This is a genomic window from Streptomyces sp. LARHCF249, from assembly GCF_052871255.1.
Genome location: NZ_JBIXJQ010000015.1, coordinates 16,848 through 42,501, shown reverse-complemented (window position 1 = coordinate 42,501; position 25,654 = coordinate 16,848). Strand labels below are relative to the sequence as shown.

The 25,654-nt window shown below is 72.3% G+C and carries 25 protein-coding genes; 8 read left to right on the top strand and 17 right to left on the bottom strand.

Annotated elements, in window-relative coordinates:
* Window positions 1–44: 44 nt before the first annotated feature.
* Complete coding sequence (locus tag ACIPUC_RS32540; protein ID WP_446593982.1) at window positions 45–713, top strand: bifunctional DNA primase/polymerase; 669 nt, start codon at window positions 45–47, stop codon at window positions 711–713.
* 82 nt (window positions 714–795) lie between these two features.
* On the opposite strand, the gene ftsY is transcribed toward ACIPUC_RS32540, so the two are convergent.
* Window positions 796–2,019, bottom strand: coding sequence for a signal recognition particle-docking protein FtsY (gene ftsY / locus ACIPUC_RS32535; RefSeq protein WP_446593981.1), 1,224 nt, complete (start codon window positions 2,017–2,019; stop codon window positions 796–798).
* 144 nt (window positions 2,020–2,163) lie between these two features.
* Between ftsY and ACIPUC_RS32530 the strand changes: the two genes are divergently transcribed.
* Both ACIPUC_RS32530 and ACIPUC_RS32525 read left to right on the top strand, forming a co-directional pair.
* On the top strand, window positions 2,164–3,603 hold the full coding sequence (locus tag ACIPUC_RS32530) for a cytosine permease (RefSeq protein ID WP_446593980.1): 1,440 nt from the start codon (window positions 2,164–2,166) through the stop codon (window positions 3,601–3,603).
* 63 nt (window positions 3,604–3,666) lie between these two features.
* Complete coding sequence (locus ACIPUC_RS32525) at window positions 3,667–4,653, top strand: LLM class flavin-dependent oxidoreductase (RefSeq protein WP_446593979.1); 987 nt, start codon at window positions 3,667–3,669, stop codon at window positions 4,651–4,653.
* A 41-nt stretch (window positions 4,654–4,694) separates the two neighbouring features.
* Here ACIPUC_RS32525 and ACIPUC_RS32520 read toward each other — a convergent pair whose 3' ends face one another.
* The 4 genes from ACIPUC_RS32520 to ACIPUC_RS32505 form a co-directional block, all read right to left on the bottom strand.
* Window positions 4,695–6,125, bottom strand: a complete 1,431-nt coding sequence (locus tag ACIPUC_RS32520) for a sugar porter family MFS transporter (RefSeq protein WP_446593978.1) — start codon at window positions 6,123–6,125, stop codon at window positions 4,695–4,697.
* Window positions 6,126–6,355: 230 nt separating this feature from the next.
* On the bottom strand, window positions 6,356–10,177 hold the full coding sequence (locus tag ACIPUC_RS32515) for an AAA family ATPase (protein ID WP_446593977.1): 3,822 nt from the start codon (window positions 10,175–10,177) through the stop codon (window positions 6,356–6,358).
* 168 nt (window positions 10,178–10,345) lie between these two features.
* On the bottom strand, window positions 10,346–10,564 hold the full coding sequence (locus ACIPUC_RS32510; RefSeq protein WP_069922122.1) for a hypothetical protein: 219 nt from the start codon (window positions 10,562–10,564) through the stop codon (window positions 10,346–10,348).
* A 349-nt stretch (window positions 10,565–10,913) separates the two neighbouring features.
* A complete protein-coding gene (locus tag ACIPUC_RS32505; RefSeq protein WP_257553999.1) occupies window positions 10,914–11,195 on the bottom strand; it encodes an acylphosphatase in 282 nt (93 codons plus the stop codon).
* A gap of 136 nt (window positions 11,196–11,331) precedes the next feature.
* Between ACIPUC_RS32505 and ACIPUC_RS32500 the strand changes: the two genes are divergently transcribed.
* Complete coding sequence (locus ACIPUC_RS32500) at window positions 11,332–12,201, top strand: CAP domain-containing protein (RefSeq protein ID WP_446593976.1); 870 nt, start codon at window positions 11,332–11,334, stop codon at window positions 12,199–12,201.
* A gap of 22 nt (window positions 12,202–12,223) precedes the next feature.
* Here ACIPUC_RS32500 and ACIPUC_RS32495 read toward each other — a convergent pair whose 3' ends face one another.
* Complete coding sequence (locus ACIPUC_RS32495; protein WP_446593975.1) at window positions 12,224–12,829, bottom strand: flavodoxin family protein; 606 nt, start codon at window positions 12,827–12,829, stop codon at window positions 12,224–12,226.
* 136 nt (window positions 12,830–12,965) lie between these two features.
* Here ACIPUC_RS32495 and ACIPUC_RS32490 point away from each other — a divergent pair, with 136 nt between their 5' ends.
* The gene (locus tag ACIPUC_RS32490) at window positions 12,966–13,373 is read left to right on the top strand and encodes a winged helix-turn-helix transcriptional regulator (protein WP_446593974.1); all 408 of its coding nucleotides are present in this window, start codon (window positions 12,966–12,968) and stop codon (window positions 13,371–13,373) included.
* On the opposite strand, the gene mutM is transcribed toward ACIPUC_RS32490, so the two are convergent.
* The 9 genes from mutM to ACIPUC_RS32445 form a co-directional block, all read right to left on the bottom strand.
* Window positions 13,346–14,227, bottom strand: coding sequence for a bifunctional DNA-formamidopyrimidine glycosylase/DNA-(apurinic or apyrimidinic site) lyase (gene mutM / locus ACIPUC_RS32485; protein WP_446593973.1), 882 nt, complete (start codon window positions 14,225–14,227; stop codon window positions 13,346–13,348). The two genes, ACIPUC_RS32490 and mutM, sit on opposite strands and share 28 nt — an antisense overlap.
* Before the next feature lie 144 nt (window positions 14,228–14,371).
* Window positions 14,372–15,223, bottom strand: coding sequence for a ribonuclease III (gene rnc, locus ACIPUC_RS32480; RefSeq protein ID WP_446593972.1), 852 nt, complete (start codon window positions 15,221–15,223; stop codon window positions 14,372–14,374).
* A gap of 19 nt (window positions 15,224–15,242) precedes the next feature.
* Window positions 15,243–15,416: a 50S ribosomal protein L32 gene (gene rpmF / locus ACIPUC_RS32475; RefSeq protein ID WP_003965982.1), complete on the bottom strand. Its 174-nt coding sequence runs from the start codon at window positions 15,414–15,416 to the stop codon at window positions 15,243–15,245.
* Window positions 15,417–15,418: 2 nt separating this feature from the next.
* Complete coding sequence (locus tag ACIPUC_RS32470) at window positions 15,419–16,129, bottom strand: YceD family protein (protein WP_446593971.1); 711 nt, start codon at window positions 16,127–16,129, stop codon at window positions 15,419–15,421.
* A 69-nt stretch (window positions 16,130–16,198) separates the two neighbouring features.
* A complete protein-coding gene (locus tag ACIPUC_RS32465; protein ID WP_446593970.1) occupies window positions 16,199–17,236 on the bottom strand; it encodes a cell division initiation protein in 1,038 nt (345 codons plus the stop codon).
* Window positions 17,237–17,339: 103 nt separating this feature from the next.
* Window positions 17,340–17,819 carry a pantetheine-phosphate adenylyltransferase gene (gene coaD, locus ACIPUC_RS32460; RefSeq protein ID WP_446594076.1) on the bottom strand — a complete coding sequence of 160 codons (480 nt, stop codon included), beginning with the start codon at window positions 17,817–17,819 and terminating at the stop codon, window positions 17,340–17,342.
* 14 nt (window positions 17,820–17,833) lie between these two features.
* Complete coding sequence (gene rsmD, locus ACIPUC_RS32455; RefSeq protein ID WP_446593969.1) at window positions 17,834–18,412, bottom strand: 16S rRNA (guanine(966)-N(2))-methyltransferase RsmD; 579 nt, start codon at window positions 18,410–18,412, stop codon at window positions 17,834–17,836.
* Window positions 18,413–18,456: 44 nt separating this feature from the next.
* Window positions 18,457–20,658 carry an ATP-dependent DNA helicase RecG gene (recG, locus tag ACIPUC_RS32450; RefSeq protein WP_446593968.1) on the bottom strand — a complete coding sequence of 734 codons (2,202 nt, stop codon included), beginning with the start codon at window positions 20,656–20,658 and terminating at the stop codon, window positions 18,457–18,459.
* A gap of 26 nt (window positions 20,659–20,684) precedes the next feature.
* Entirely contained in the window at window positions 20,685–22,337 is a 1,653-nt protein-coding gene (locus ACIPUC_RS32445) for a DAK2 domain-containing protein (protein WP_446593967.1), read from the bottom strand.
* Between the two features lie 240 nt (window positions 22,338–22,577).
* Between ACIPUC_RS32445 and rpmB the strand changes: the two genes are divergently transcribed.
* Window positions 22,578–22,763: a 50S ribosomal protein L28 gene (gene rpmB, locus ACIPUC_RS32440; protein WP_007266795.1), complete on the top strand. Its 186-nt coding sequence runs from the start codon at window positions 22,578–22,580 to the stop codon at window positions 22,761–22,763.
* An 88-nt stretch (window positions 22,764–22,851) separates the two neighbouring features.
* Here the strand turns inward: rpmB and thiD are convergent, their stop codons facing one another.
* Together thiD and ACIPUC_RS32430 are read right to left on the bottom strand one after the other, a co-directional pair.
* Window positions 22,852–23,652, bottom strand: a complete 801-nt coding sequence (thiD, locus tag ACIPUC_RS32435) for a bifunctional hydroxymethylpyrimidine kinase/phosphomethylpyrimidine kinase (RefSeq protein ID WP_446593966.1) — start codon at window positions 23,650–23,652, stop codon at window positions 22,852–22,854.
* Complete coding sequence (locus ACIPUC_RS32430) at window positions 23,649–24,632, bottom strand: thiamine-phosphate kinase (RefSeq protein ID WP_446593965.1); 984 nt, start codon at window positions 24,630–24,632, stop codon at window positions 23,649–23,651. The genes thiD and ACIPUC_RS32430 overlap by 4 nt, the downstream gene beginning before the upstream one ends.
* 245 nt (window positions 24,633–24,877) lie before the next feature.
* Between ACIPUC_RS32430 and ACIPUC_RS32425 the strand changes: the two genes are divergently transcribed.
* Together ACIPUC_RS32425 and ACIPUC_RS32420 are read left to right on the top strand one after the other, a co-directional pair.
* Window positions 24,878–25,111 (top strand): Lrp/AsnC family transcriptional regulator, encoded by a 234-nt coding sequence (locus ACIPUC_RS32425; RefSeq protein WP_030028650.1) that lies wholly within the window; start codon window positions 24,878–24,880, stop codon window positions 25,109–25,111.
* A gap of 23 nt (window positions 25,112–25,134) precedes the next feature.
* Complete coding sequence (locus ACIPUC_RS32420) at window positions 25,135–25,635, top strand: DUF3515 family protein (RefSeq protein WP_446593964.1); 501 nt, start codon at window positions 25,135–25,137, stop codon at window positions 25,633–25,635.
* Window positions 25,636–25,654: the final 19 nt, after the last annotated feature.

Sequence of the window (25,654 nt, the reverse complement as noted above, 5' to 3'; positions counted from 1 at the left end):
GTCGTAACCACCGGAGCGTCCGACCCGTTGGAGGGGGCATGGGCATGGGCTTCACGATCGGCGGCAGCCGTGGCACCAAGGAGTTCCGCTCCGGTGCCCGGCGCCGCGGCCGGACCTCGGAGTGCACGGCGGTGGCGGAGTACAGCGGCTTGTGGGGCTGGGACGTGGTCCCCGGCGCCCGCGCCGCGGCGCCCGCACGGGACTGCTCCTGCGGGGACGCGCAGTGCACCGCCCCCGGGGCGCATCCGCTCGCCTTCGCCCCCACGGTCAAGGCCGGGGCCACCCTGGACGAGGTCACCGAGGCCTGGGGCGAGTACCCGGGCGCGGCGGTGCTCCTCCCCGTCGGCCGCTCCTTCGACGTCATCGAGGTCTCCGCGGAGGCGGGACGGCGGGCGCTGGTCCGGCTGGAGCGGATGGGCCTGCCGCTCGGGCCGGTCATCGTGACCGCGGACGGCAGGGCGCAGTTCTTCGTGGCGCCGGGCGCCGCGGCCGAACTGCCGGAGCTGCTGTACCGGATGGGATGGGACGACGCCGACCTGGACCTGCGGGCGCTGGGCCACGGCAGCTACGTGACGGCCCCGCCCTCCGACCGGGCCGGGCTCGGCCAGGTCTGCTGGCTGCGGCCGCCCGCGCTCGACTCGGCCGGGGGCCCGCCGCAGGCCCGGCTGCTGCTCGGCACCCTCGCGTACATCTGCCACCGCTTCCGCCGGTAGCCGTACCTCCGCCGCCGCACAGACGGGTGCCCCCGCGTTCCGGCCGGAACGCGGGGGCACCCGTCTGTGCGGGGTACGGCTCTCAGTCGCCGATCAGGGCGTCCACGAACGCCTCCGGCTCGAAGGGCGCCAGGTCGTCCGGGCCCTCGCCGAGGCCGACGAGCTTGACCGGGACGCCGAGCTCGCGCTGGACGGCGATGACGATGCCGCCCTTGGCGGTGCCGTCGAGCTTGGTCAGCACGATGCCGGTGATGTCCACGACCTCGGCGAAGACGCGGGCCTGGGTCAGGCCGTTCTGGCCGGTGGTGGCGTCCAGGACCAGCAGGATCTCGTCGAGCGGACCGTGCTTCTCCACGACGCGCTTGACCTTGCCGAGCTCGTCCATCAGACCGGTCTTGGTGTGCAGGCGGCCCGCGGTGTCGATGAGCACCACGTCGGCGCCCTCGGCGATGCCCTCCTTGACGGCGTCGTAGGCGATCGACGCCGGGTCGCCGCCCTCGGGGCCGCGTACCGTGCGGGCGCCCACGCGCTCGCCCCAGGTCTGGAGCTGGTCGGCGGCGGCGGCGCGGAAGGTGTCGGCCGCGCCGAGCACCACGCTGCGGCCGTCGGCGACGAGCACGCGCGCCAGCTTGCCGGTGGTGGTGGTCTTGCCGGTGCCGTTGACGCCGACGACCATGATCACGCCCGGGGTGTCCTCGCCGCTCTCCGTCTTCACGGCGCGGTCGAAGTCGGTGCCGAGCAGGGTCAGCAGCTCCTCCTTGAGCAGGGCGCGCAGGTCCGCCGGGGTGCGGGTGCCGAGCACCTTGACCCGCTCGCGGAGCCGGTCGACCAGCTCCTGGGTCGGGACGACACCGACGTCGGCGACGAGGAGCGTCTCCTCGATCTCCTCCCAGGTGTCCTCGTCGAGGTGCTCCCGGGAGAGCAGCGTGAGCAGCCCCTTGCCGAGGGAGTTCTGCGACCGGGCGAGGCGGGCGCGCAACCGGACCAGGCGGCCGGCGGTGGGCTCGGGCACCTCGATCACGGGCGCGGGCGGAGCCTCCACGACCGGGTCCTCGACGGCGGCCGGCGTCGCGAGGGCGGCCTCCGCGTCGGGGAGGGCGACCTCCTCGATGGTGCGGCGCGGCTCTTCGACCGTCGGTGCGGCGTCCTCCCCCACCTGGGGTTCGGCGGGCGGGGCAGTGATGGTCGGCGTGCTCGACGGCGCCGTGGGCGGCAGCTGCTTCTTCTTGCGGCTGCTGACCACGAGCCCGCTGATCGCGCCGACCGCGACCAGGGCGATGACTACAGCAAGGATGAGGATGTCCATAACCCACCCAGTATCGGCCACAACAGCCCCGGAGCCCGGACCCTGGACGTTCCCGTCGGACCGTAAGCCTCTATTTGTAGTTTTAGCAGCACATCTACGATGATGAGCGACTTCCCTCCACGCCCTCCCCCACGGAGTAACTGCATGTCTGCCGAAGAGACCGCGATAGAGACCCGCGGCCTGGAGCCGGTCCCGGACGGCGAGCGCAGCGGCCGGGTCCGCGAGCTCTTCCCCACCTGGGTCGCCGCCAACATCAGCGTGCTGCTGCTGACCATGGGCGCGGGCCTGGTGATCTTCAACGAGCTCAACATCTGGCAGGTGCTGATCGTCGCGGTCGCCGCACCGGTCGTCTCGTACGGGATCGTGGGGGTGATCTCGATCGCCGGGAAGCGGGGCGGCGCCCCCGGCATGGCGCTCTCCCGGGCCGTGTTCGGCCAGCGCGGCAACCTCTTCCCCGGCGCCCTGATCTGGGTGGCCCGGTGGGGCTGGGAGACCATCAACGCGGTCAGCGGCGCCTATGCGGTGCTGACCGTGCTCGACCTGCTCTTCGGCATCAAGAGCAGCACCCCGCTGATCGTCGTCACCCTGCTGTTCTTCGTGGGCTGCACCTTCGTGGTCTCGGGGCTGGGCATCAACGCGCTGCGCGTCTGCTCGAAGTGGTCGACGTACCTCTTCGGCGCCTTCAGCGTGCTGGTCCTGGGGTACCTGGTCGCCACCACCGACTGGTCCGCCGTCTTCGGCAAGCCGGCCGGTTCCACCGCGATGATGGTCGCGGGCATCGGCACCATCGCCGCCGGCGGCATCAGCTGGGTGCCGTCCGGCCCCGACTTCACCCGCTACCTGCCGCGTACCGCCTCGTCCAAGGGCCTGGTCGGCGCGACGATCGGCGGCGCCGGCGTGGTCGTGCTCCCGATGGTCCTGATGGGCGCGGTGATGGCCGTCGGCACCCCGGACCTGGCCACCGCGCAGGACCCGGTCTCCTTCATCGGCGAGCTGCTGCCGACCTGGATCGCGGTCCCGTACCTGCTCATCGCCCTCGTCGGCATGCTGCTCATCAACTCGATGTCCATGTACTCGGCCGGCTTCACCGCGCAGACCCTCGGCATCAAGGTCCCGCGCGCGTGGGCGGTCAGCGTCAACGCCGTCATCAGCCTCGTCTTCGGCTTCATGCTGATGGTGGTCGCGACCAGCTTCTTCGGCTCCTTCATCTCCTTCCTGACCCTGCTGGCCGTGGCCTTCTCCGCGTGGATCGGCGTCTTCGGCGTCGACATGCTGCGCCGCAGGACCTACGACGGCCCCGCCCTCCTGGACACCACGCGGACCAGCGCCTACTGGTACCGGGGCGGTTTCGCCTGGCAGGCGATGACCGCGTGGGCCCTCGCCCTGGCGGCGGGCCTGCTGTTCACCAAGGTGGACTGGTTCAGCGGACCGCTCGCCACCACCTGGATCGGGCAGAACGGCCTGGGCTGGGCGGCCGGCATCCTGACCTCGGGCGTGCTGTACGCCGTGCTGCCGCGCACGGCGGTCCCGGACGCACCCGCTCCGGCCGAGGAGCGCGAGCCCGCCGGATCCCTGTCCATCTGACGCCACGTCAGCTAACGTCCCCCTTCGCCCGACCACCCGCATCCGGCGAAGGGGGACCTCTCCATGCCCATCACCGTGGCCCGCTTCAATCTCGTCGACCCGAACGGCACGCCCGAGTCCCTCTCCTCCCGCTACAAGGCGGCGCTGGAGATGGCGAGGTACGCGGACGACCGCGGCATCGACACCATCCAGACCGAGGAGCACCACGGCACCGGCAACAACTGGCTGCCCTCGCCCTTCGCCTTCGCGGGCGCCGTGTTCGGGGCCACCCGCCGGATAGCGGTCACCGTCTCGGCGATCATCGGCCCGCTGTACGACCCGCTGAAGGTGGCCGAGGACGTCGCCGTACTGGACCTGCTGAGCGGCGGGCGCCTGGTCACCGTGGCGGGCATCGGCTACCGGCCGGCGGAGTACGAGCAGCACGGCGTGGAGTGGGGGCGGCGCGGCCGGCTCCAGGACGAGCTGCTGGAGACCCTGCTGAAGGCGTGGACCGGCGAGCCGTTCGAGTTCCGGGGCCGCACCGTACGCGTCACCCCGCGGCCGTTCACGCAGCCGCACCCGATGCTCCTGGTCGGCGGGAGCTCACAGGCGGCGGCCCGGCGCGCGGCCCGGCTGGGCCTGCCGTTCTTCCCGAGCGCGCACCTGCCGGAGCTGGAGGCGTACTACCGGGAGCGGCTCGCGGAGTACGGCACGGAGGGCTTCTGCATGATGCCCGCGGCCGAGACCCCGCTGCTGCACATCGCGGAGGACCCCGACCGGGTCTGGGCCGAGCACGGCGAGCGCTTCCTGCACGAGGCGGGCATGTACGCGTCCTGGCAGTCCAAGGACATCCGCAGCGCCGTGCGCTCGGCCGCGCGCTCGGTGTCCGAGCTGCGCGCGGAGGGCGTGTACCGGGTCCTCACCCCGGACGAGGCCGTGGCCTACGCCCGGCGGGCGGGCGAGGCGGGGAACCTGGTGCTGCACCCGCTGTGCGGCGGGATGCCCCTGGACGAGGGCTGGCGCAGCCTGCACCTGCTGTGCGAACAGGTACTGCCCCGGCTCAAGGACTGAGCCGGGGCAGTATCGAGGAGAAGGGGTGTTGGCGGGGGTGGTTACCCCATCTCCTCCAGCGCCTTGCCCTTGGTCTCCGGCACCCACTTGAGGATGAAGGGGATCGAGAGCAGGGCGAAGGCCGTGTAGATCACGTACGCGCCGGACAGGTTCCAGTCCGAGAGGGTCGGGAACGAGACGGTGATGACCCAGTTGGCGACCCACTGGGCCGCGGCGGCGACACCGAGGGCCGCCGCCCGGATGCGGTTGGGGAACATCTCGCCGAGCAGCACCCAGACCACCACGCCCCAGGACAGGGCGAAGAAGAGCACGAAGGAGTGCGCGGCGATCAGCGCGACCGTGCCCTGGGTGTCGGGCATGTGGATGGCGTCGCCGGTGCCCTCCTTGTACGAGAACGCCCACGCGGCGAGGCCGAGGGAGACGGCCATGCCCACCGAGCCGATGAGGGCGAGCGGCTTGCGGCCGATCCGGTCGACGAAGACCATCGCGATCACCGTGCCGATGATGTTGATGATCGACGTGGTGAAGGAGTACAGGAACGAGCTGGTCGGGTCGATGCCGACGGACTGCCACAGCGAGGAGCTGTAGTAGAAGATCACGTTGATGCCGACGAGCTGCTGGAAGACGGAGAGGCCGATGCCGATCCAGACGATGGGCAGCAGGCCGAAGCGGCCGCCGAGCAGGTCCTTGAAGGTGGACTTGTGCTCGGAGCGCATGGCCAGGTCGATCTCGGCGACGCGCGCCTCAAGGTCGACGGCCGAGCCCTCGACCTCGCGCAGCACCTGCTTGGCCTGCTCGGTGCGGCCCACGGAGATCAGGAAGCGGGGGGACTCCGGGATCACGAAGGACATCAGCCCGTAGAGGACGGCCGGGACGACCATCACGCCGAGCATCCACTGCCACGCCTCCAGGCCGGCGAGCTTGCCGCGCTGGTCCCCGTCGGCGAGGTTCAGGATGCCCCAGTTGACGAGCTGGGAGACGGCGATGCCGATGACGATGGCGGCCTGCTGGAAGGAGGCCAGGCGGCCGCGGTAGGCGGCCGGGGACACCTCGGCGATGTAGGCCGGGCCGATGACGGAGGCCATGCCGATGCCGAAGCCGCCGATCACGCGCCACATGGCCAGGTCCCACAGGGCGAAGGGAAGGGCCGAGCCGATGGCGCTCACGGTGAAGAGGGCGGCGGCGATCTGCATGCAGCGGATCCGGCCGATCCGGTCGGCGATGCGGCCCGCGGTGGCGGCGCCGATCGCGCAGCCGATCAGCGCGGCGGCGATCACCTGGGCGAGGGCCTCGGAGCCCACCTCGAACCGGTCGCGGATCGCGACGACGGCGCCGTTGATGACGGAGCTGTCGTAGCCGAAGAGGAAGCCGCCCATGGCCGCGGCAGCGGTGATGAAGATGACGTGCCCGAGATGGTCGGGGTGCGCCGCCCGGCCACCGCCTGACGCGGGTGCGTTCGCTGTGCTGGTCAAGGTGCGCTCCTGGGCCCGGCGTCGACGGCGGGCGGTGTGGGGGTGTGCGGCTGTGCGCGTGTTCCTCCAGTGGCGCACAGCACAGAGCTCACCACCACCTGAACGTCGGACACGCACAGCAGAGCTTATGACTTCACTTTCTGAAGTCAAGGCCTCGTGAAAAACGCATCAAGGGGGTGGTTGACGAGCCGGATGGCGGTGCAGTGTTCACTTCATGAAGTGAAGCAAGGTCAGCGCAGCCGCTGACTGATCACCTTGGAGACCCCGTCGCCCTGCATCGAGACGCCGTAGAGGGCGTCGGCGACCTCCATCGTCCGCTTCTGGTGCGTGATGACGATCAGCTGGGAGCTCTCCTGCAGCTCCTCCATGATCCGGATCAGCCGCTGCAGGTTGGTGTCGTCGAGCGCGGCCTCGACCTCGTCCATCACGTAGAACGGGCTGGGCCGCGCCTTGAAGATGGACACCAGCAGGGCCACGGCGGTCAGCGAGCGCTCGCCGCCCGAGAGCAGCGACAGCCGCTTGACCTTCTTGCCCGGCGGACGCGCCTCGACGTCGACGCCGGTGGTCAGCATGTTGTCGGGGTCGGTGAGGATCAGCCGGCCCTCGCCGCCGGGGAACAGCCGCGAGAAGACCCCCTCGAACTCCCGGGCCGTGTCCCGGTAGGCCTCGGTGAAGACCTGTTCGACGCGCTCGTCGACCTCCTTCACCACCTGGAGGAGGTCGGCGCGGGTCTTGCGCAGGTCCTCCAGCTGCTCGCTGAGGAACTGGTGGCGCTCCTCCAGCGCCGCGAACTCCTCCAGCGCGAGCGGGTTGACCTTGCCGAGCTGCTGGTAGGCGCGCTCGGCGGCCTTGAGCCGCTTCTCCTGCTGGGCGCGGACGAAGGGGCCGGGACGGTTCCGGGGGTGCTCCGGATCCTCGGGCAGCTCCTCGCCCTCGGCCGGCGGGGACGGCGGAACGAGCTGGTCGGGCCCGTACTCGGCGACGAGGCCGGCCGCTGCCATGCCGAACTCCTCCAGCGCCTTGGCCTCCACCGCCTCGATGCGCAGCCGCTTCTCGGCGCCGAGCACCTCCCCGCGGTGCACCGAGTCGGTGAGCTTGTCGAGTTCGCCCTTCAGGTCACGGCCGCTGTTCCTGGCCTCGGCCAGTTCCCGCTCGCGCAGGCCCTTGGCGTGCTCGGCCCCGGCGCGCTCCTCGTCGGCCCGGCCCAGCGAGACCTCCACGTGCGCGAGCAGCTGGCGGGCGCCGTCGGCGACCGCCCGGGCGACCTGCGCCTCGTGGCGCAGCCGTGCCCGGCGGCGCTCGGCGCGGGTACGGGCCTCCCGCTCGGCGCGGGCCGCCCGGTCGAGCGAATCCGCCCTCCCGGCCAGCCCCTTGACCCGCTCCTCGTGGGTCCGCAGCTGCAGCCGGGCCTCCATCTCGGTCTGCCGGGCGTTGGCCCCGTCGGCGGCGAGCCGGTCCCGCCGGGAGGTGTCCGGCTCCTCCTCCGCGGGCATCTCCTCGGCCGTCGCCAGCTGCTCGGCGCACTCCTCCACGTCCAGCAGCGCCTGCTCCAGCGCGTCCTGGGCCTTGGCCGCCGCGGTGGCGCTGCGCTCGGCCTCGCCGGCGGCGCCCTTCGCCTGCCCGGCGAGGCGGCCGAGCTGCTGCGCGACCCCGGCCCGGGCCCGCTCCCCGGCCCGGCGGCGCTCGGCGATCTCCTCGACCAGGGCCGCCGCGTCCTGCCGTCGTGCCCGGGCGGCCGCCTGGGCCGCGGTCAGCTCCCGGCACCGGCCGTCCAGACGGGCCAGCTCGCCCGCCGCCTCGTCGACGGCCGCCTGCACCTCGATCAGGCTGGGCGCCGCGGCGGAGCCGCCGTGCGCCAGGTGCGCGCCGAGGACGTCGCCCTCGGCGGTCACCGCCACCGCGTCGGGCCGCTGCGCGAGCAGGGCCTCGGCCTCGTCGAGCGTCCCGACCACGAAGTGGTCCCGCAGCACCCAGGCCACGGCCCGCCGGGCCTCGGCGTCGCCGCCGACCAGCCGGGCAGCGGGAACGGCCTCGTCGGCGAGGCCGGTTTGCCGGGAGGGCCCCTCCAGCCCCGCCGGCGTGTGAGGGGCGGGTCCGGGCAGAGCCCGGTTCCGGGAAGGGGCGGGGTGGGGGAAGACACCCCCGGCCTCGGCCGAAGCCTGGCCGGGAACGGCAGCGTCCGCATCCGCCGCCGCACGGCCCGGGCCCTGCCCCGGCAGCTCACCCGGGCCGGGTGCCGGGACCTGACCCGGCAGGGGCCGGGCCGGCGCGGCCGGCGCCGCCGCAGCCTGGCCCGGCACGGCGCGGGACGCGGGCGCCTGGTGCGGCGGGGCCGGTGGCGGCGGGGTGATCAGGAGGGTGGCGCGGCCCGCGTCCGTCTCCCGGAGGTGGCGGATCGCCAGGGCCGCGGAGGCCGGGGACGACACCGCCAGGGCGTCCGCCGCCGAGCCCAGCGCGGCGGCCACGGCGACCTCGTACCCCGGGGTCACCGACAGCCGCTCCGCCGCCGGGCCCAGCAGCCCGGCCAGCCGCTCCCGCGCCGCGAGCAGCGCCCCGGTGCCATCCTTGCGCCGCAGGCCGAGCGCCAGCGCCTCGCGCCGGGCGGACACCGCAGCGCGCGAGCGCTCCGCGGCCGTCAGCGCCTCCCGGGCGGCGGTCAGTTCGGCCTCCGCCTCGGTGAGCCCGGCCCGCGCGGCCTCGTACTCCTCCTCCACCGAAGCGTCGTCGAGGCCGCCGACCTCCTCCGCCAGCGCCTCGTACTCCTCCTGCGCGGCCACCGCACGGGCCTCGGCCTCGTCGCGCGCCGCGACGAGCCGGTCGATCTCGGCCTGCGCGGCACCGGCCCGGGAGCGGGCGGCGCCGAGCCGGCCCGTCAGCCGCGCCAGCGCCTCGCGCCGGTCCGCGATGGCCCGCGCCGCGTCCCGCAGCCGCCGCTCCTCCTCGGCCAGAGCCCGCTCCAGCTCCGCCCGGTGCGCCGCCGTGTCCTCCAAGGCGTGGGAGGCCGCCTCCAGAGCCGCCGCCAGCTCCGCCTCCTGCTCGCGGATCCGCGCGGCCTCCTTCTCCATGTCCTCGGGGTCGCGCCCACGCCGCTCCTCCTCCACCGGAGCCGTGGCGCTCTTGACCCGTGCGTCCGCGAGCGAGGCGGTCCCCCGGACCCGCTCGGCGAGCTGCGAGAGCTCGTACCAGGTCTGCTGCGCCCGCTGGAGCCGCGGCGCGAGCTCCCGTACGGCCTCCTCCAGCTCCGCCTCGCGCCGCAGCGCCTCCGCGAGCCGGGCCTCGGCGGCCTCCTTGCGCTCCTTCAGCGCCGCCTCGTCCGCGATCTCCGCGTCGAGCGCGCGCCGCAGGGTGACCAGGTCGTCGGCGAGCAGCCGCAGCCGCGCGTCGCGCAGGTCCGCCTGGATGACGGCCGCCCGCCGGGCCACCGCGGCCTGCCGGCCCAGGGGCTTGAGCTGGCGCCGCAGCTCGTCGTTGAGGTCCTGCACGCGCGCGAGGTTGGCCTGCATCGCGTCCAGCTTCCGCAGCGCCTTCTCCTTGCGCTTGCGGTGCTTCAGTACGCCGGCCGCCTCCTCGATGAAGGCGCGGCGGCCCATGGGGTCGGCGTGCAGGACGGAGTCCAGCTGGCCCTGGCCGACGATGACGTGCATCTCGCGGCCGATGCCGGAGTCGGAGAGCAGCTCCTGGATGTCGAGCAGGCGGCAGGTGTCCCCGTTGATCTGGTACTCGCTGCTGCCACCGCGGAACATGATCCGCGTGATGGTGACCTCGGCGTAGTCGATCGGCAGCGCGCCGTCGGAGTTGTCGATCGTCAGCGAGACCTCGGCGCGGCCGAGCGGCGGCCGTCCGGTGGTCCCGGCGAAGATGACGTCTTCCATCTTCCCGCCGCGCAGGGATTTGGCCCCTTGTTCGCCCATGACCCAGGACAGCGCGTCCACGACGTTGGACTTGCCGGAGCCGTTCGGACCCACGACACAGGTGATGCCGGGTTCGAAGCGCAGGGTGGTCGCGGAAGCAAATGATTTGAAGCCGCGCAGGGTCAGGGACTTGAGGTGCACGCCGCCGGACTCTACCTTTCGCGTTCGGTTTCACCCATGAAGGTGCGGGGCACGACCGACGTCAAAGGAGTTTCCCGCCCACCCGGCTCATGCCGTGGGGTGCGGTGTTCACAGAAAGAAGGGACGCCGGAGCGTCCCTTGCAGATCGAGCGACGATGTGAGCGCGGATCAGGTGAGCGCAGGCTCCGCCTGGGGTACGTCGATCTCGATGCTGTCGAGCAGCGAGTCTCCGTCGTGCTGAGCGGCGGCCGCGTTCAGTGCGTCGTTTTCGGACTGAATCCGTACGAGCTCGGACTCCAGGTCCTGGACGCGCTGCTGAAGCCGTCGCATCTCGGCGAGGAGTCGCGGGTCGGAACCGCCGACGTAACCGAGAAGCGCCTTTGCCATGATGGATGGTCCTCCACACTGAGTGACCGACCGAAGCGGTGTGGGTCGTGAGGGAATCGCACCCGCGGATGTCCGACAGCGACTGTCAGTCACTGCGCTTACTACTGCCAACACTGCCAAACAGCTCAGGTGCGCGGGGCTTCCAGCGTCTCACCAAAAAGTTTGACGGTCAACACGATCACGCCCTGTATCGGCGGGCAGCCCGGACGCCGCAAGGGGCGTGGAGATCATCCTCATCTCCGAGCCTTCCACGAATCGCCCGCGTCGGCAACGTGTCGACGGAGAATGCGCAGATCCGACCGTGTGCGGACGAACTCGGGGTGTGATCAGTACATGATCAGCCGGAGGGTCACCTGATCGCGAACCCGTCGTAGCCACCGCGCGGTGTGCCCCAGATCTCTGTCACCCCGTCCACCCGGCCGGGCGTGTCGGCCGAGCGCAGCCAGTCGAGCAGCCGGTGGCAATTCTCACGTTGACCTTCCGCCACCACCTGCACTCGCCCGTCGTCGAGATTGAGCGCGAAGCCGACGACCCCGCCGATCTCCAGGGCGTTCTCCCTGGTGAACCACCGGAAGCCCACTCCCTGCACACGGCCGCGCACCCAGGCGATCAGGCGGACATCTTCATTCATGCGTGAACGCTAACCGGGCAAACATTTTCGAGGCACATCGCCCCCTGACGCCATGGCGTACAGTCGCGCACCAATGAACTCATCCATTTGGGTGAGTAAAGGACGATCTTGACCTGGCAAGGAAGGCACGAAGCCGATGGGACGCCACGGACTCCACGCCGCACCGCGCCGCGGCGGCAAGCGCGGCCCCGCCCTGCGCACCGGCCTGCTGGGCGCCTCGGTGGCCGTGGCGCTCGGCACCGCCGCCGTGACCACCGGCATGGTCCCGGTAGGCGACTCCTTCCCCTACGTCGGGGTCGCCGCTTCGGGCTCCGCCGACACGGCGGAAGCCCGCGCGAAGGCCTCGCCGGGTCCCGTCGGCAGCGCCGTGGAGCAGCAGGGCGGCCTCGCCAACCTGGCCGGACGCGCCGTCACCGGCTCGCCCTCCGCCAGCGCGCCGGCCTCCCCTGCCCCGTCGGCCTCGCCGAGCCCGTCCGCATCGGCCTCCGCGTCGCCCTCCGCCTCGCCGAGCACCGCGCCGTCCGCCGCGCCGTCCGCCGCGCCCTCCACCAAGGCCCCGGCGAAGCCCGTCCCCCTGCCCCCGAAGCCCTCCACCGAGGCGCCGGCGACCCGGCCGCCCCTCGACGTCCACTCCGCCGAGGAGGCCGCCGTGGTCGCCCTGGTGAACCAGGAGCGCGCACAGGCCGGGTGCGGCCCGGTCCGGGCGAACCCGCCTCTCGCGACGCTCGCGGGCGCGTTCAGCAAGGACATGGCCACCCGCGGCTTCTTCAGCCACACGGACCCCGACGGCAACAGCCCGTGGGACCGCGCCGCCAAGGCCGGGATCTCGGGCCTCGGCGGCGAGAACATAGCCCGCGGCCAGGGCGACGCCGACGCCGTGATGAAGGCCTGGATGAACAGCCCGGGCCACAAGGCGAACATCCTCAACTGCGAGTTCCGCACCCTGGGCGTCGGCGCCCACCTCGCCGCCGGCGGCCCCTGGTGGACCCAGGACTTCGGCTTCTAGCGACCCGGAGGACCCCCGGCCGTTACAGCGCGGCCAGAGCCGCGCGGCCCGCGACGACGACGCGGGTGTGCTCGGCGACGCGCCGGCCGAGGTGTTCGGCGGTCGCGATGTCGGCCTTGTGGACCGCGTCCGGACCCTCGTCGGAGTTGCTCTGGGCGGCGGCGCCGCCGAAGAAGCCGAGGCGGTTGAGGTCGTTCTCCGAGGCGGTGCTGGAGTTCCAGCCCGGCTTCAGGCCCAGGTTGACCCAGCTCATGCCGTGCTGCGCGGCCAGGATCTGGAAGAACTGCAGGGTGTGCAGCTTGTCGCCGCTCTTGGAGCCCGAGTTGGTGAAACCGGCCGCGACCTTGTCCTGCCACGCGTCGCCGAACCAGCGCTTGGAAGTGGCCTCGGCGAAGACGTGGAAGGCGCCGGACGCGGTGCCCATGTAGGTCGGGGAGCCGAAGACGATCGCGTCGGAGGCGTCGAGCAGCTCCCACTGCGCGTCGTCGATCTCGTCGACCTTGATGAGGTGGACGGTCGCGCCCGCGTCGGCGGCTCCGTTGCGGACCGCCTCGGCGACGACGGCGGTGTGTCCGTAGCCGGAGTGGTAGGCGATCGAGACGACGGGGGTGTGCGTGGTACCGGACAAGGCGATCTCTCCTCGGGAATCCCCGCCGCCACAGGGATGCGGCACGACGGGGGAAGACTGCGACGAGGTAAGAGAATCACTAACTTTTAGAAAGCGCAACCCATCAGTTAGCGCTGCCCGGAGGTACGCTCTTCTCATGGACACACCAGCCCTCTGCACCGAAGCAGCCGATTCCGAACTGCCGTTCGACGCCTTCGCGCGCGCGTGCCCGTCCCGGGAAACCCTGGAGCACGTGACCGGCCGCTGGGGCAGCCTCACCGTGGGCGCGCTGCGGGAGGGTCCGTGCCGGTTCAACGAGCTGCGCCGCCGCGTGGACGGCGTGAGCGAGAAGATGCTCTCGCAGACCCTGCACGCGCTGGAGCGCGACGGCATCGTCAACCGCGAGGCCCAGCCGACGAACCCGCCCCGCGTCGACTACGAACTGACCCCGCTCGGCGTCGAGGTGGCGGACCGCCTGCTCTCCCTCATCCATTTCCTGGAGGGGAGCATGACGGAGGTGCTGGCTGCCCGGCAGACCTACGACGGAACGCGCGGAGCCCGCTGACAGCGCGGGCAGAAGTAGCTCGACCTGTTCATCCACGGCCGGCGCCGCATCGGAGTACCGCAGCGCCGGCAGGGCTCGTCCTCGCGCCCGTAGGCGTCCAGCGACCGGTCGAAGTAGCCGGATTCGCCGTTCACGTTGACGTAGAGGCTGTCGAAGCTGGTGCCGCCGACCGCGAGGGCCGCGTTCATGACGTCCCGGACATGCCCCAGGAGTTCCGCGCTCCGGGGGCGCGTGAGGGTGGCCGTGGGGCGCTCGTAGTGCAGTCTGGCGCGCCACAGCGCCTCGTCCGCGTAGATGTTGCCGACCCCGCTGATCAGTGACTGGTCCAGCAGCGCCCGCTTGACGGTGGTCCGCCGGCCGCGCAGGGCCAGGTGGTAGGCGCCCTCGTCGAACAACGGGTCCAGGGGGTCGCGCGCGATGTGCGCGATGACGTCCGGCAGCCCGTCGGTGCTGTCGGCGGCGACCTCGTGCAGGGAGAGCCCGCCGAAGGTCCGCTGGTCCACGAAGCGCAGTTCGGTTCCGGCGGAGCCGCTGTCGGAATCAGTGAACCGCACCCGGATCCGCAGGTGCTTCTCGTCCGGGGCGTCCTCGGGCTGCACGAGCAGCTGCCCGCTCATCCCCAGGTGCCCCAGGACGGACAGCTCCCGCCCCGCCAGGGGAAGCCACAGGTACTTCCCGCGCCGCTGCGGCACCCCGATGGTCTCCCCGCGCAGGCGCGCCGCGAAGTCGGCCCCGCCCGCGGGGTGGCGCCGTACGGCCCGCGGATGCAGGACCTCGACGGCCTCGACGGTCCGCCCGGCCACCCAGCGCTCGAGGCCCCGCCGCACGACTTCGACCTCGGGCAGCTCGGGCACGGTGTTCCTCCGGAGGGCTGGGATCGGGCTTCTCCACGAGCCTACCGACCTGCTGGTCGGCGCCACGTCGGCAGGTGCCGGGCAACGGGTCCGCCCCGCCGCCTGCTGCGCAGGTGACGGGGCGGGGGAAGCCCGAAGGAAGGGTCAGGCGTCGGACGCCGCGTCGGCGGGCTTCGGCGCCCCGCCGTCCACAGCTTCGGCCTCGGCCGAAGCCGGGACCTCCGCCGCGGCGGCCGCGGCAGCGGCTTCCGCCGCGATCCGCTCGTCCGCCGCGGTACGGATACCGCGCCAGGCGGACTCCGCCGCCTGCTGTTCCGCTTCCTTCTTGCTGCGGCCGGTGCCGGTGCCGTACGAGACACCACCGACGCGGGCAGCAGCAGTGAAGGTCTTCTCGTGGTCCGGTCCGGTCTCGGTGACCAGGTATTCCGGTACGCCAAGACCTTCGGCCGCCGTGAGCTCCTGGAGACTGGTCTTCCAGTCCAGGCCGGCTCCGAGGTTCGAGGACTTCTCGATGAGCGGGTCGAAGAGCCGGTGAACCAGCTCCGAGGCCGCGTCGAGGCCCTGGTCCAGGTAGACCGCGCCGATCACCGCTTCAAGGGTGTCGGCGAGGATGGAGGCCTTGTCCCGGCCGCCCGTGCCCTCTTCGCCCCGGCCGAGCCGGATGAAGGAGCCGAGTTCGAGGCCACGCCCGACCTCCGCCAGTGCACGCGAGTTGACCACCGCGGCCCGAAGTTTGGCCAGCTGGCCTTCGGGGAGGTCCGGGTGGGTCGTGTACAGCGTGTCCGTGACCACCAGGCCGAGCACGGAGTCCCCGAGGAACTCCAGCCGCTCGTTGGTGGGCAGACCGCCGTTCTCGTACGCGTACGAGCGGTGGGTCAGTGCACGCACCAGAAGGGCGGACTCGAGTCGATACCCGAGCCGCCCTTCCAGAAGCTTGTGGGACGAGGCCGCGTTGCTACTGTCTGCCTGCTTCTCAGCGTTGGACAGCTCAGACATTGCGCCTCTCACCAGCCGCTCAGACCTCGAGGACCTGGCGCTTGTTGTAGGTGCCGCAGCTCGGGCACGCAATGTGCTGGAGCTTCGGCTCCTGGCAACGCTCACACGAAACCAGGGTGGGGACCGCAGCCTTCCACTGCGACCGGCGGTGGCGCGTGTTGCTGCGCGACATCTTCCGCTTCGGAACAGCCACGGCTACTTCTCCTGCTTCTCGGCGGCGCCCTGAACTCCGTCAGAGGCAGTGCCGCTCATGTTGTCCTTCTCGCCGTCCTGATCGGTCACGACGAGTCCTTGCAATGCCGCCCACCGGATGTCGACGGCGTCATGGTGGTGGTCCGGGTCGTCGTTCAGGCTGAGCCCGCAATCGGGGCACAGTCCGAGACAGTCCTCCCGGCACACCGGCTGCATGGGCAGTGCGAGCACCACCACATCCCGCAGCACGGGTTCGAGGTCGAACAAGCCGTCCTCGAGGAAGAGCGTGTCCTCGTCGTCCTCGGCGTCGTCGGCCGGCTCCGCCTTGGAGCGGCTCCGGTCGTCGGCGTCAGGGTACGAGAACATCTCCTGGAAATCCGCCTTGAGCTCGCGCTCGACGGACTCCAGACACCTTACGCACTCCCCGGTCGCCGATGCACGGACGGTGCCTGTGACAAGCACCCCTTCCATGACCGACTCCAGACGGAGGCTGAGCTTCAGCGGGGCGCCCTCCGGCACTCCGATGACGCCGGCGAGACCGAGGTCCGCCGGTGCCGCGATCTCACGGGACAGCCGCTGCATGGCACCAGGACGCCGACCCAGCTCGTGCGTGTCGAACACGAGGGGGTTGCGGTGGTCGAGGCGGGTATTCAGGGCCGTTCCTGCTTTCACAGATCGCTGAAGATCAAAGTTCCGCCCGCAGATGGGCAGCATGGATCGCGGTGCATACGCGCGACCGAACAGCCAGGATACCCGGCACCGCGCTCTGCGCCCAATCCTGAGCTAGCGGCCCTGCTCGTACTGGCGCAGCTGGTCCAGGTTGATCATGCTCGTGTCGAAGAAACTGGTCTCGTCGAGCGAGGGCTGCTGCGCCTGGGGCTCCTGGTACGCGGCGTAGGGGTCCGGCTGCTGCTGGTACCCCGCGTACGGGTCGGGCTGCTGCTGGTAGCCCGCATAGGGGTCCTGGTGGCCCTGGTAGGCGTAGCCGTCCTGCTGCTGGTGCTGCTGGTGCTGGTGCTGCTGCTGGTCCTGGTAGGCATACGTGTCGTACACCGGCTCCGGCTGCGCCGGGATCGGCGCGTGCACCGGCTGGGGCTCGGCCAGGCCCGCGAGGAAGTCGGCGTCGCTCGCCGAGCGGGACTGCTGCACGCCCGCCGCGTCCTGGGCGGCCACGTGCGCGCCTAGGTCGTCCGTGGGCACCCGGCCCAGCAGCTTCTGCCGGCCGCGGCCGACGGCCTCCAGGGTCTTGGAGAGCACCGCCTCGAAGGTCGCCAGCTTGGTGTCCACGTACGCGTCCGCCTGCAGGCGCTGCGTCTCGGGGTCGTGGCTGCGCTCGGGCGCCTCCGCGTCCGGGTAGCCGTGCTCGTCCAGACCCGGCCCGCGGCCCAGCAGCTTCTCCCGGCCCCGGTCCACCGACCCGATGGTCTTGGTGAGGACGACCTCGAAGTTCGCGAGCTTGCTGTCGACGTAGTCGTCGGCCTCGGCCCGGATCTCCTCCGCCTCCCGGCGGGCCTCCTCCAGGATCCGGTCCGCCTCGGCCTGGGAGCGCCGCGCGATCTCGGTGTCGGAGATCAGCGAACCGCGCTGGCTGTGGGCGGACTCGATGATCCGCTCCGCCTCCCGGCGGGCCTCCTCGACCATCTGCTCCCGGCCGCCGATGAGCTCCTGCGCCTGCGCGAGCGAGCCGGGGAGAGCCGCGCGGACCTCTTCGAGCTGGGCGAGCAGCTCCGCCCGGTTGATCACGCAGGAGGCCGACATGGGCATGGACCGGGCGCCGCCGACGGCCGCGACGATCTCGTCGAGCTTCTTCTGCACGTCCATGGGGGCTCGCACTCTCTCGGCCTCGGGCGGTTCCCGAGTCGGACGCCACGACTGTAAGGCCAGCGGGCGGCCCCCCGACACTGACTGACGGCCCGTCAGGTGCTCAGCGGTTGCGCAGGCGCTCGATCAGCGCCGCGTGCACGTGCGCCGGAAGCAGGTGGGCGACGTCGCCGCCCCATGCCGCCACCTCCTTGACCAGGGAGGACGACAGGAAGCTGTAGGTGGGGTTCGTCGGCACGAAGAGGGTTTCGACGCCCGACAGCCCCATGTTCATCTGGGCCATCTGGAGCTCGTAGTCGAAGTCGCTGACGGCGCGCAGGCCCTTGACGATGGCCGGGATGTCGCGCTGCTTGCAGAAGTCGACGAGCAGCCCGTGGAAGGACTCGACCTGGATGTTCCCGTAGTCGGCCGTCGCCTCGCGGATCAGCTCGATCCGCTCCTCGACGGTGAACAGGCCCTGCTTGGACTGGTTGATCATCACGGCGACGTGCACGACGTCGTAGAGCCGGGAGGCGCGTCCGATGATGTCGAGGTGTCCGTTGGTGATGGGATCGAAGGATCCCGGGCAGACGGCGCGGCGCAACTGAACTCCCTCGTTCATGAGTCTTCGCTGGTGAAGGCGGCGCGACCGTACCAAAGGGTGCCCTCGCCGTACTTCCGGGACCGGAGCGGCTCGAAGCCCTCGGGCCACGGGAAGGCACCGCTCCTGGTGCTGCGTTCCACGGTGACGAGCGCATCGTCCGTGAGCCAGCCATTGGACCGGAGTGTGAGCAGGATCTCCCGAAGATCGTCGTGGCCGACGGCGTACGGGGGGTCCAGGAAGACGATGTCGTACGGTTCCCCGCCCGCCCGCGCCGCGATGACCTGCTCGGCCTTGCCCGACCGGAATTCGGCGCCGGGCAGGCCCACCGCCTTGATGTTGTCCCGGATGGACTTGGCGGCCTTGGGGTCGGTCTCGACCAGCAGGGCGTGGTCCGCGCCGCGGGAGAGGGCCTCCAGGCCGACGGCGCCGGAGCCGGCGTAGAGGTCGAGCACGCGGGCCGCCGCGAGGCCGTGCAGTGACTCCCACGTGGAGAAGAGGCCTTCGCGCATCCGGTCGGAGGTCGGCCGGGTACCGGTGCCCGGGGGCACGGCCAGCCGTCGCCCGCCGGCGCTGCCGGCGATCACGCGGGTCATCGATGAGGTCCTTCGGTCTTCGGGAACAGCGGGCCCCCCTATTGTCAGCCCTTCTCCAGGTACTGCTCCCGCTCGGTGTCCAGCAAGGCGTCCAGCGCCGTCCGCAGCCCGGGCAGCCGCTCCAGCTCGGGATCCTCCGCGACCACGCGGGCGGCCTCCTCCCGGGCCTGCGCGATGACCTCCTCGTCCTCGATGACGGCGAGCATCCGCAGCGAGGAGCGCACCCCCGACTGGGCCTGTCCGAGCACATCGCCCTCGCGGCGCTGCTCCAGGTCGATCCGGGAGAGCTCGAAGCCGTCGAGGGTGGCGGCGACGGCGGCCAGCCGGGCCCGCGCGGGACTCGCCTCGTGCATCTCGCTGACCAGCAGGCACAGGCCGGGTGCGGAGCCGCGGCCGACGCGGCCGCGCAGCTGGTGGAGCTGGGAGACGCCGAACCGGTCCGCGTCCATGATCACCATGACGGTGGAGTTCGGCACGTTCACCCCGACCTCGATCACGGTGGTGGCGACCAGCACCTTGACCTCGCCCGCGGCGAAGCGGCGCATCACGTCGTCCTTGTCGGCCGGGTCCATCCGCCCGTGGAGCACCTCGACGCCCAGTCCGGCCAGCGGGCCGCGGGCGAGCTGCTCGGCGATGTCCAGGACGGCGAGCGGCGGCCGCTTCTCGGCCTCGTCCTCCGGGGAGGCCTTGGAGGCCTTCTTCTTCGGCTCCTCCTCGTCGCCGATGCGGGGGCAGACCACATACGCCTGGTGGCCCTTCTCCACCTCCTCGCGGACCCGCTCCCAGGCCCGGGTGAGGAAGTGCGGCTTGTCCTTGGCGGGCACCACATGGGTGGCGATCGGCGAGCGCCCGGCGGGCAGCTGGTCGAGGACGGAGGTCTCGAGGTCGCCGAAGACGGTCATGGCGACGGTGCGCGGGATCGGGGTCGCCGTCATCACCAGCAGGTGCGGGGGCTGCTTCCCCTTCGACCGGAGCGCGTCGCGCTGCTCCACGCCGAAGCGGTGCTGCTCGTCGACGACGACCAGGCCGAGGTCGTGGAACTGAACCTTGTCCTCGATCAGCGCGTGCGTGCCGATCACGATCCCGGCCTCGCCGGTGACCAGGTCGAGCAGGGCCTGGCGGCGGGCCGGCATCCCCATGGACCCGGTGAGCAGCACCACCTTGGTGCCCTGGTCGGAGCCGCCGAGCATGCCCCCCTCGGCGAGCTCGCCCATCATCTCGGTGATGGACCGGTGGTGCTGCTGGGCGAGCACCTCGGTGGGCGCGAGCATCGCGGCCTGCCCTCCGCAGTCCACGACCGCGAGCATGGCGCGCAGCGCCACCAGCGTCTTCCCGGAGCCGACCTCGCCCTGGAGGAGGCGGTGCATGGGGTGTTCGGTGGCCAGGTCGTCGAAGATCTCCTCGGAGACCGTCTGCTGGCCCTGGGTGAGGGTGAAGGGGAGCTTGGCGTCGAAGGAGTCGAGCAGGCCGCCGGGGACGGGGCGCCGGGGCACGGCCGGGAGCTGGGAGTCGGCGTGGCGGCGGCGGGCCAGGGCGACCTGGAGGACGAAGGCCTCGTCCCACTTCAGGCGCTGGCGGGCGTCGTCGATGTCGGCCTTGGTGGCGGGCCGGTGGATCTTCAGCAGGGCGTCGGTGAGCGGGACCAGCCCGCGGCCCTCGCGCAGCGCGGGCGGCAGCGGGTCCACGGCCTCCCGGGCGCCGGGCAGTACGGCGTCCACGCACTTGGCGATCTTCCAGGACTCCAGCTTCGCGCAGGCCGGGTAGATCGGGATGAGCCGGCCGGCGAATGCGGTGGCCGCGTCCCGGTCGGAGGCGTCCGCGCCGAGGGGCTCGTAGGCGGGGTGCGCCAGCTGGAGCTTGTGGTTGAACTTCGAGACCTTGCCCGCGAACATCGCCCGGGTGCCGGGCAGCAGGTCCTTGTGCGGCTTGTGCACGCCCGCACCGAAGAAGACCAGCTGGAGCCGGCCGTTGCCGTCGGTGATGGTCACCTCGAGGCGTTTGCCGCGGCCCCCGTTGAAGGTCAGGATCCGGGCGTCGGCGACCTGGGCGACGACGGTCACGTGCTCGTCGATCTGGTCGGCGAGCTCGGCCAGCGAGGTCAGCTCACCGCGCTCGGCGTACCGCCGCGGGTAGTGGTGGAGCAGGTCCAGGGCCGTGTGCAGGCCGAGCTGCTCGGCCAGCACCTTGGCGGTGGCGGGACCGAGCGTCTTCTTGAGGTCTTCGTCGAGCGCGGGCACGTGTTCCATTGCACACCATGCCGCCGACAACCCGGCTATTCCACCCCGATGAGCAGCGGCGCCGAGTACCGCCCGCCGCGGTAGGTGACCGTGTCCACGGCCAGGTGCCCGTGCTGGACGTACGCCTCCAGGTGCTCGGCGAGGGTGTCCGGCACCTCGGGTCCCAGCACGAGGGTGACGAGTTCGCCGCCGGAGCCGAGCATCCGCTCCAGGACGGCCTCGGCGGTCTCGGTCAGGCTCGCGCCGATGACGGCGACGTCGCCGTCGATGAGGCCGAGCACGTCGCCGGCCTGGCAGATGCCGGCCGAGGTGAAGGACTGCCGTTCGGCGACGGCGAGTTCCCCGTACCGGGTGGCGCCGGCCGCCGCGGTCATGGCCACCACGTCCTCGTCGAAGCTGCCCTCCGGGTCGTGCACGGCGAGGGCGGCCAGGCCCTGGACCGCCGACCGGGTGGGGATCACCGCCACCCGCACGCCGTCGGCGCGGGCCCGTTCGGCCGCCGCGGCCGCGGTCGCGCGCAGCTCGGCGCCGCCCGGCAGCAGGACCACCTCGCGGGCGTGCGCCCGGCGGATGGCGTCGACCAGGTCGGCGACGGCCGGGGCCTCCCCGGGGCGCACGAGCACGGTGGTCGCGCCCGCCTCCCCGCACAGGCCCGCCAGCCCCTCGCCGGGGACGACGGCGACCACGGCCCGCTGGGCGCGCTCGCCGCGGGCCCGGCGCCGCTCGTCGCCGAAGTGCGTGATGCGTATCCGGTACGGCCGGCCGGCGACGACCCCGGCCTCCACGGCCGCGCCCGGGTCGTCGACGTGGACGTGGACGTTCCACAGCCCCTCGCCGCCGACCACGACGAGGGAGTCGCCGAGCCCGTCGAGCCGCGCGCGCAGCTCCCCGACCGCCTCCTCGGAGGCCTCGAGCAGGTAGACCACCTCGTACGCGGGCCCGTCGTCCTCCTGCGCGCAGGGCTCCGGGGTCCGCGGTACGGGCACGGCCCGGCCGCGCACCGGCTCGGGGGCCGGCTCCTGCCCGGAGAGCGCCTGCCACAGGGCGCCCAGGACGGCGACCAGCCCGCAGCCCCCGGCGTCCACCACCCCGGCGCGGCCCAGCACGGCCAGCTGCTCCGGGGTCTCGGCCAGGGCGGCGCGGGCCCCGTCGTAGGCGGCGCGGGCCACGTCGGCGGCGGTCGCGGCCGCGCTCCCGGCGGCCTCGCCGGCGCGTGCGGCCGCCGCGGCGACGGTGAGCATGGTGCCCTCGACGGGGTGCGCGACGGCCCCGTACGCCTCCTCCGCGGCCCGGGTCAGCGCCTGGGCCAGCAGCCGGCCGGGCCCGCGCCCGCCCGGCTCGTCGCCCAGTACGTCGGCCACTCCGCGCAGCAGCTGCGCCAGGATGGTCCCGGAGTTCCCCCGGGCCCCGACGAGCGCCCCGTACGCGTAGGCCCGCACGGCCTGGGCGAGGGAGGTGCGCGCTGTGTCCTCGGCCACCTGCCCGAAGGCCTCGGTCAGCGCGAGGTCGGCCGACTCGGCGGTGAGGTAGAGGTTGGTGCCGGTGTCCGCGTCGGCCACCGGATAGACGTTGATCGCGTCGATGTCCTCGCGGGCCCGGCCCAGTGCGGCCAGGGCCAGCGAGCTCCAGGTGCGCACCGCTTCGGCGTCGAGCTCGTCAGTGGGCTGCGGCTGCGGCTCGTGCGGCACCGGGCGTTCCTCCTTGTGCGGGCCAGGGTTCACCGCAGGGTAACCAAGGACTGCGCGGGCGTCCGGATCACGGGGCGGGGGCAGCGGCAGCCATGGTAGTTTTCTTGGACGGACGCAGTCGTTGTATGCTGCTCCGGTTGCCCGGCGAGAGTCGGGCCATTCCCCCGGCAAACCACTTCAGACCTCTGAATCCGGTGCGCCGGTTTCACTGTAATTGCATCTGAAGTCTTGGAGTGACCTGTGGCTGCCAACTGCGACGTTTGCGCCAAGGGGCCGAGCTTCGGCAACAACATCTCCCACTCGCACCGCCGCACCTCGCGTCGCTGGAACCCGAACATCCAGCGCGTTCGTGCCGTGGTCAATGGGACGCCGAAGCGCCTCAACGCCTGCACCTCGTGCATCAAGGCCGGCAAGGTCTCGCGCTGACGCCTCCCGTCGTAGCGCAGCCCTTTCCGGTTGCCCTAAAGGCCGGTTCACCTCTGGTGAACCGGCCTTTTGCCTTGTCCGGCGGGGCTCAGCGCCACTGCCAGGCGTGATCCACCGGGCCGATGCCGCCCCCGAGCGGGAAGCCGGCGGCGATGGCGCCCGTGACGTACTCCTTGGCGGCCGTGACCGCCTCCGGCACGGCCAGGCCCTTGGCCAGGCCCGCCGCGATGGCGCTGGCGAGGGTGCAGCCCGTGCCGTGGGTGTGCCGGTTGTCGTGCCGGGGGGCCCGCAGCCAGCGCTCCTCGGTCCCGTCCGTGAGCAGGTCCACGGCCTGGTTCCCGTGCGCCGCCAGGTGTCCGCCCTTGATCAGCGCCCACCGGGGCCCGTACCCGAGGATCGCGTCGGCGGCCCGGCGCATGTCGTCCTCGCTCTCCACCAGCACGCCCGTGAGCTGCGCCACCTCGTCCAGGTTGGGCGTGGCCACGGTGGCCCGCGGGAGCAGCTCCGTGCGCACGGCGTCCAGCGCCGAGGCGGCGAGGAGCGCGTCGCCGTGCTTGGAGACCCCCACGGGGTCCACGACGGCCGGGGCGGGGGTGTCGGCCAGCAGGGCGGCCACCGTCTCCACGAGGACCGCGCTGGAGAGCATCCCGGTCTTCACGGCCTGTACGCCGATGTCGTCCACGACGGCCCGGTACTGGGCCGTGACGGCCTCGGCGGGCAGTTCCCAGGCTCCCCGTACCCCGAGCGAGTTCTGCGCGGTCACCGCGGTCACCACGCTCATGCCGTGCACGCCGAGCGCCAGCATGGTCTTGAGGTCGGCCTGGATGCCTGCGCCGCCGCCGGAGTCGGATCCGGCGACGGTCAGGCACAGCGGCGGGGCGGTGCTCACAGGCCGTTGTCCTCGGCGGCCGGGTCGGCCCCGAAGTGGTCCCAGCCTCCGGTGCTGGTCCACGGCGCGCCGTCCACGGTGACCTGGGGCAGCGCGGAGCGGTTCAGCACCTCGCCGATGACCTTCCAGCGGGCCGGGAGCTTCACGTCGGGCGGGAAGGTGGCCACGATGGCGTGGTCCTCTCCCCCGGTGAGCACCCACTGCAGCGGGTCCACGCCGACGGCCTGGCCGATGTCGTGCATCTGGGTCGGGATGTCGACGGCCCCCGAGCGCAGGTCGATCCGTACCTTGCTGGCCTCGGCGATGTGCCCGAGGTCGGCGATCAGGCCGTCGCTGACGTCGGTCATGGCGGTGGCGCCGAGCCCGGCGGCCGCGGGGCCCGCGTGGTACGGCGGCTCGGGGCGCCGGTGCGCCTCGACGAAGGCCCGCGGGGAGCGGAAGCCGCGCGAGAGGACCGCGAATCCGGCGGCGGACCAGCCGAGCCAGCCGGTGACGGCCACGACGTCGCCGGGCTGGGCGCCGGAGCGCAGCACGGGCTCGTGGTTGCGCAGGTCGCCCAGAGCGGTGATGGCGACGGTGATGGTGTCGCCGCGCACGACGTCCCCGCCGACCACGGCCGCGCCCGCGACCTGGCACTCGTCGCGGATGCCGTCCATCAGCTCGGTGGGCCAGGTGACCGGGAGTTCGGCCGGGACGACGAGGCCGAGGAGCAGCGCGGTCGGCACCGCTCCCATGGCGGCGATGTCGGCGAGGTTCTGCGCGGCGGCCTTGCGGCCGACGTCGTAGGCGGTGGACCAGTCGCGCCGGAAGTGCCTGCCCTCCAGCAGGATGTCGGTGCTCGCCACGACCCGCCGGTCGGGTGCCGACACCACCGCGGCGTCGTCGCCCGGTCCGAGGCGGACCGCCGGGGTGGTGGTGAGCCGTGAGGTGAGCTCACGAATGAGCCCGAACTCCCCCAGCTCGCCCACAGTGCCCTTCATCGCTGTGCCCCTTCTTGCCCAGTCCGCTTGCGGTCGCGAGCCGTCACAGCTCTGGGTACCGTCAACAGATACGTCAACTTCAGCTCTCCGTACGCCCCGCCTTGCGTGGCGCCGGGCCCGCGGGTCTCCCCGCGGCGCGCGGCGACGCGGTACCGTGGCGTCCCTTCTTCCCCCGGCCCTTTCGATCGTGTGGGGCCCACCCGAAGGTTAGGGGAAATGATCCTCGTGGCCGCCCTGGAGGTTCCGTGGTACAGGCGTACATCCTTATCCAGACCGAGGTGGGCAAGGCGTCGTTCGTCGCCGAGTCCATCGGCCAGATCCCGGGGGTGATCCAGGCCGAGGACGTGACGGGTCCGTACGACGTGATCGTGCGCGCCCAGGCCGACACCGTGGACGAGCTCGGCCGCATGGTCGTGGCGAAGGTCCAGCAGGTGGAGGGGATCACCCGCACCCTGACCTGCCCGGTGGTCCATCTGTAGCCCCCGTCTACTCTTGGCCGGTGATGTCCCTCCACCGCCGGCCCCTCCGTGTCCGCATCGTGTCGGCCGTGCCCGCCGCGCTGGCCCTCTCGGGCCTCGCGGCGTGCTCCCCGGGCTCTTCCGAGGCCCGGGTGGACCCGCCGCCCACGCCGCCGGCCAAGGTCGCGGGGCTCTGTGCAGCGCTGCACGAGGAGCTCCCGGAGACGGTGGCCGGCCTGGCGCGGACCAGGACCGAGCCGCAGTCCGCGCTGACCGCCGCGTGGGGCGGCTCGGCGATCGTACTGCGGTGCGGTATCCCCAAGCCCCGCGCGATGGCCGATCCGAAGCAGGAGGGCGTCCACGTGAACGGGGTCGCCTGGCTGCTGGAGAAGCTCGACGACGGCGGTTTCCGGTTCACCACCGGGCTGCGGGAGGCGTACACGGAGGTCGTGGTCGACAAGGAGCATGCCACGGACGCGGGCATGCTCGTCGGACTGTCCACGGCCGTGGCCGCCACCGTGCCCGAGGGCATCTCGTCGTACTGAGGCCCGAGCCCGCCCGGCC

Excerpts from the sequence above, each read along its gene's own strand:
- ACIPUC_RS32540 (WP_446593982.1), top strand. The coding sequence starts at position 45 with ATGGGCTTCACGATCGGCGGCAGCCGTGGCACCAAGGAGTTCCGCTCC.
- ftsY (WP_446593981.1), bottom strand. The coding sequence starts at position 2,019 with ATGGACATCCTCATCCTTGCTGTAGTCATCGCCCTGGTCGCGGTCGGC.
- ACIPUC_RS32530 (WP_446593980.1), top strand. The coding sequence starts at position 2,164 with ATGTCTGCCGAAGAGACCGCGATAGAGACCCGCGGCCTGGAGCCGGTC.
- ACIPUC_RS32525 (WP_446593979.1), top strand. The coding sequence starts at position 3,667 with ATGCCCATCACCGTGGCCCGCTTCAATCTCGTCGACCCGAACGGCACG.
- ACIPUC_RS32510 (WP_069922122.1), bottom strand. The coding sequence starts at position 10,564 with ATGGCAAAGGCGCTTCTCGGTTACGTCGGCGGTTCCGACCCGCGACTC.
- ACIPUC_RS32505 (WP_257553999.1), bottom strand. The coding sequence starts at position 11,195 with ATGAATGAAGATGTCCGCCTGATCGCCTGGGTGCGCGGCCGTGTGCAG.
- ACIPUC_RS32500 (WP_446593976.1), top strand. The coding sequence starts at position 11,332 with ATGGGACGCCACGGACTCCACGCCGCACCGCGCCGCGGCGGCAAGCGC.
- ACIPUC_RS32490 (WP_446593974.1), top strand. The coding sequence starts at position 12,966 with ATGGACACACCAGCCCTCTGCACCGAAGCAGCCGATTCCGAACTGCCG.
- rnc (WP_446593972.1), bottom strand. The coding sequence starts at position 15,223 with ATGTCTGAGCTGTCCAACGCTGAGAAGCAGGCAGACAGTAGCAACGCG.
- ACIPUC_RS32470 (WP_446593971.1), bottom strand. The coding sequence starts at position 16,129 with ATGCTGCCCATCTGCGGGCGGAACTTTGATCTTCAGCGATCTGTGAAA.
- ACIPUC_RS32465 (WP_446593970.1), bottom strand. The coding sequence starts at position 17,236 with ATGGACGTGCAGAAGAAGCTCGACGAGATCGTCGCGGCCGTCGGCGGC.
- rsmD (WP_446593969.1), bottom strand. The coding sequence starts at position 18,412 with ATGACCCGCGTGATCGCCGGCAGCGCCGGCGGGCGACGGCTGGCCGTG.
- recG (WP_446593968.1), bottom strand. The coding sequence starts at position 20,658 with ATGGAACACGTGCCCGCGCTCGACGAAGACCTCAAGAAGACGCTCGGT.
- ACIPUC_RS32430 (WP_446593965.1), bottom strand. The coding sequence starts at position 24,632 with ATGAAGGGCACTGTGGGCGAGCTGGGGGAGTTCGGGCTCATTCGTGAG.
- ACIPUC_RS32420 (WP_446593964.1), top strand. The coding sequence starts at position 25,135 with ATGTCCCTCCACCGCCGGCCCCTCCGTGTCCGCATCGTGTCGGCCGTG.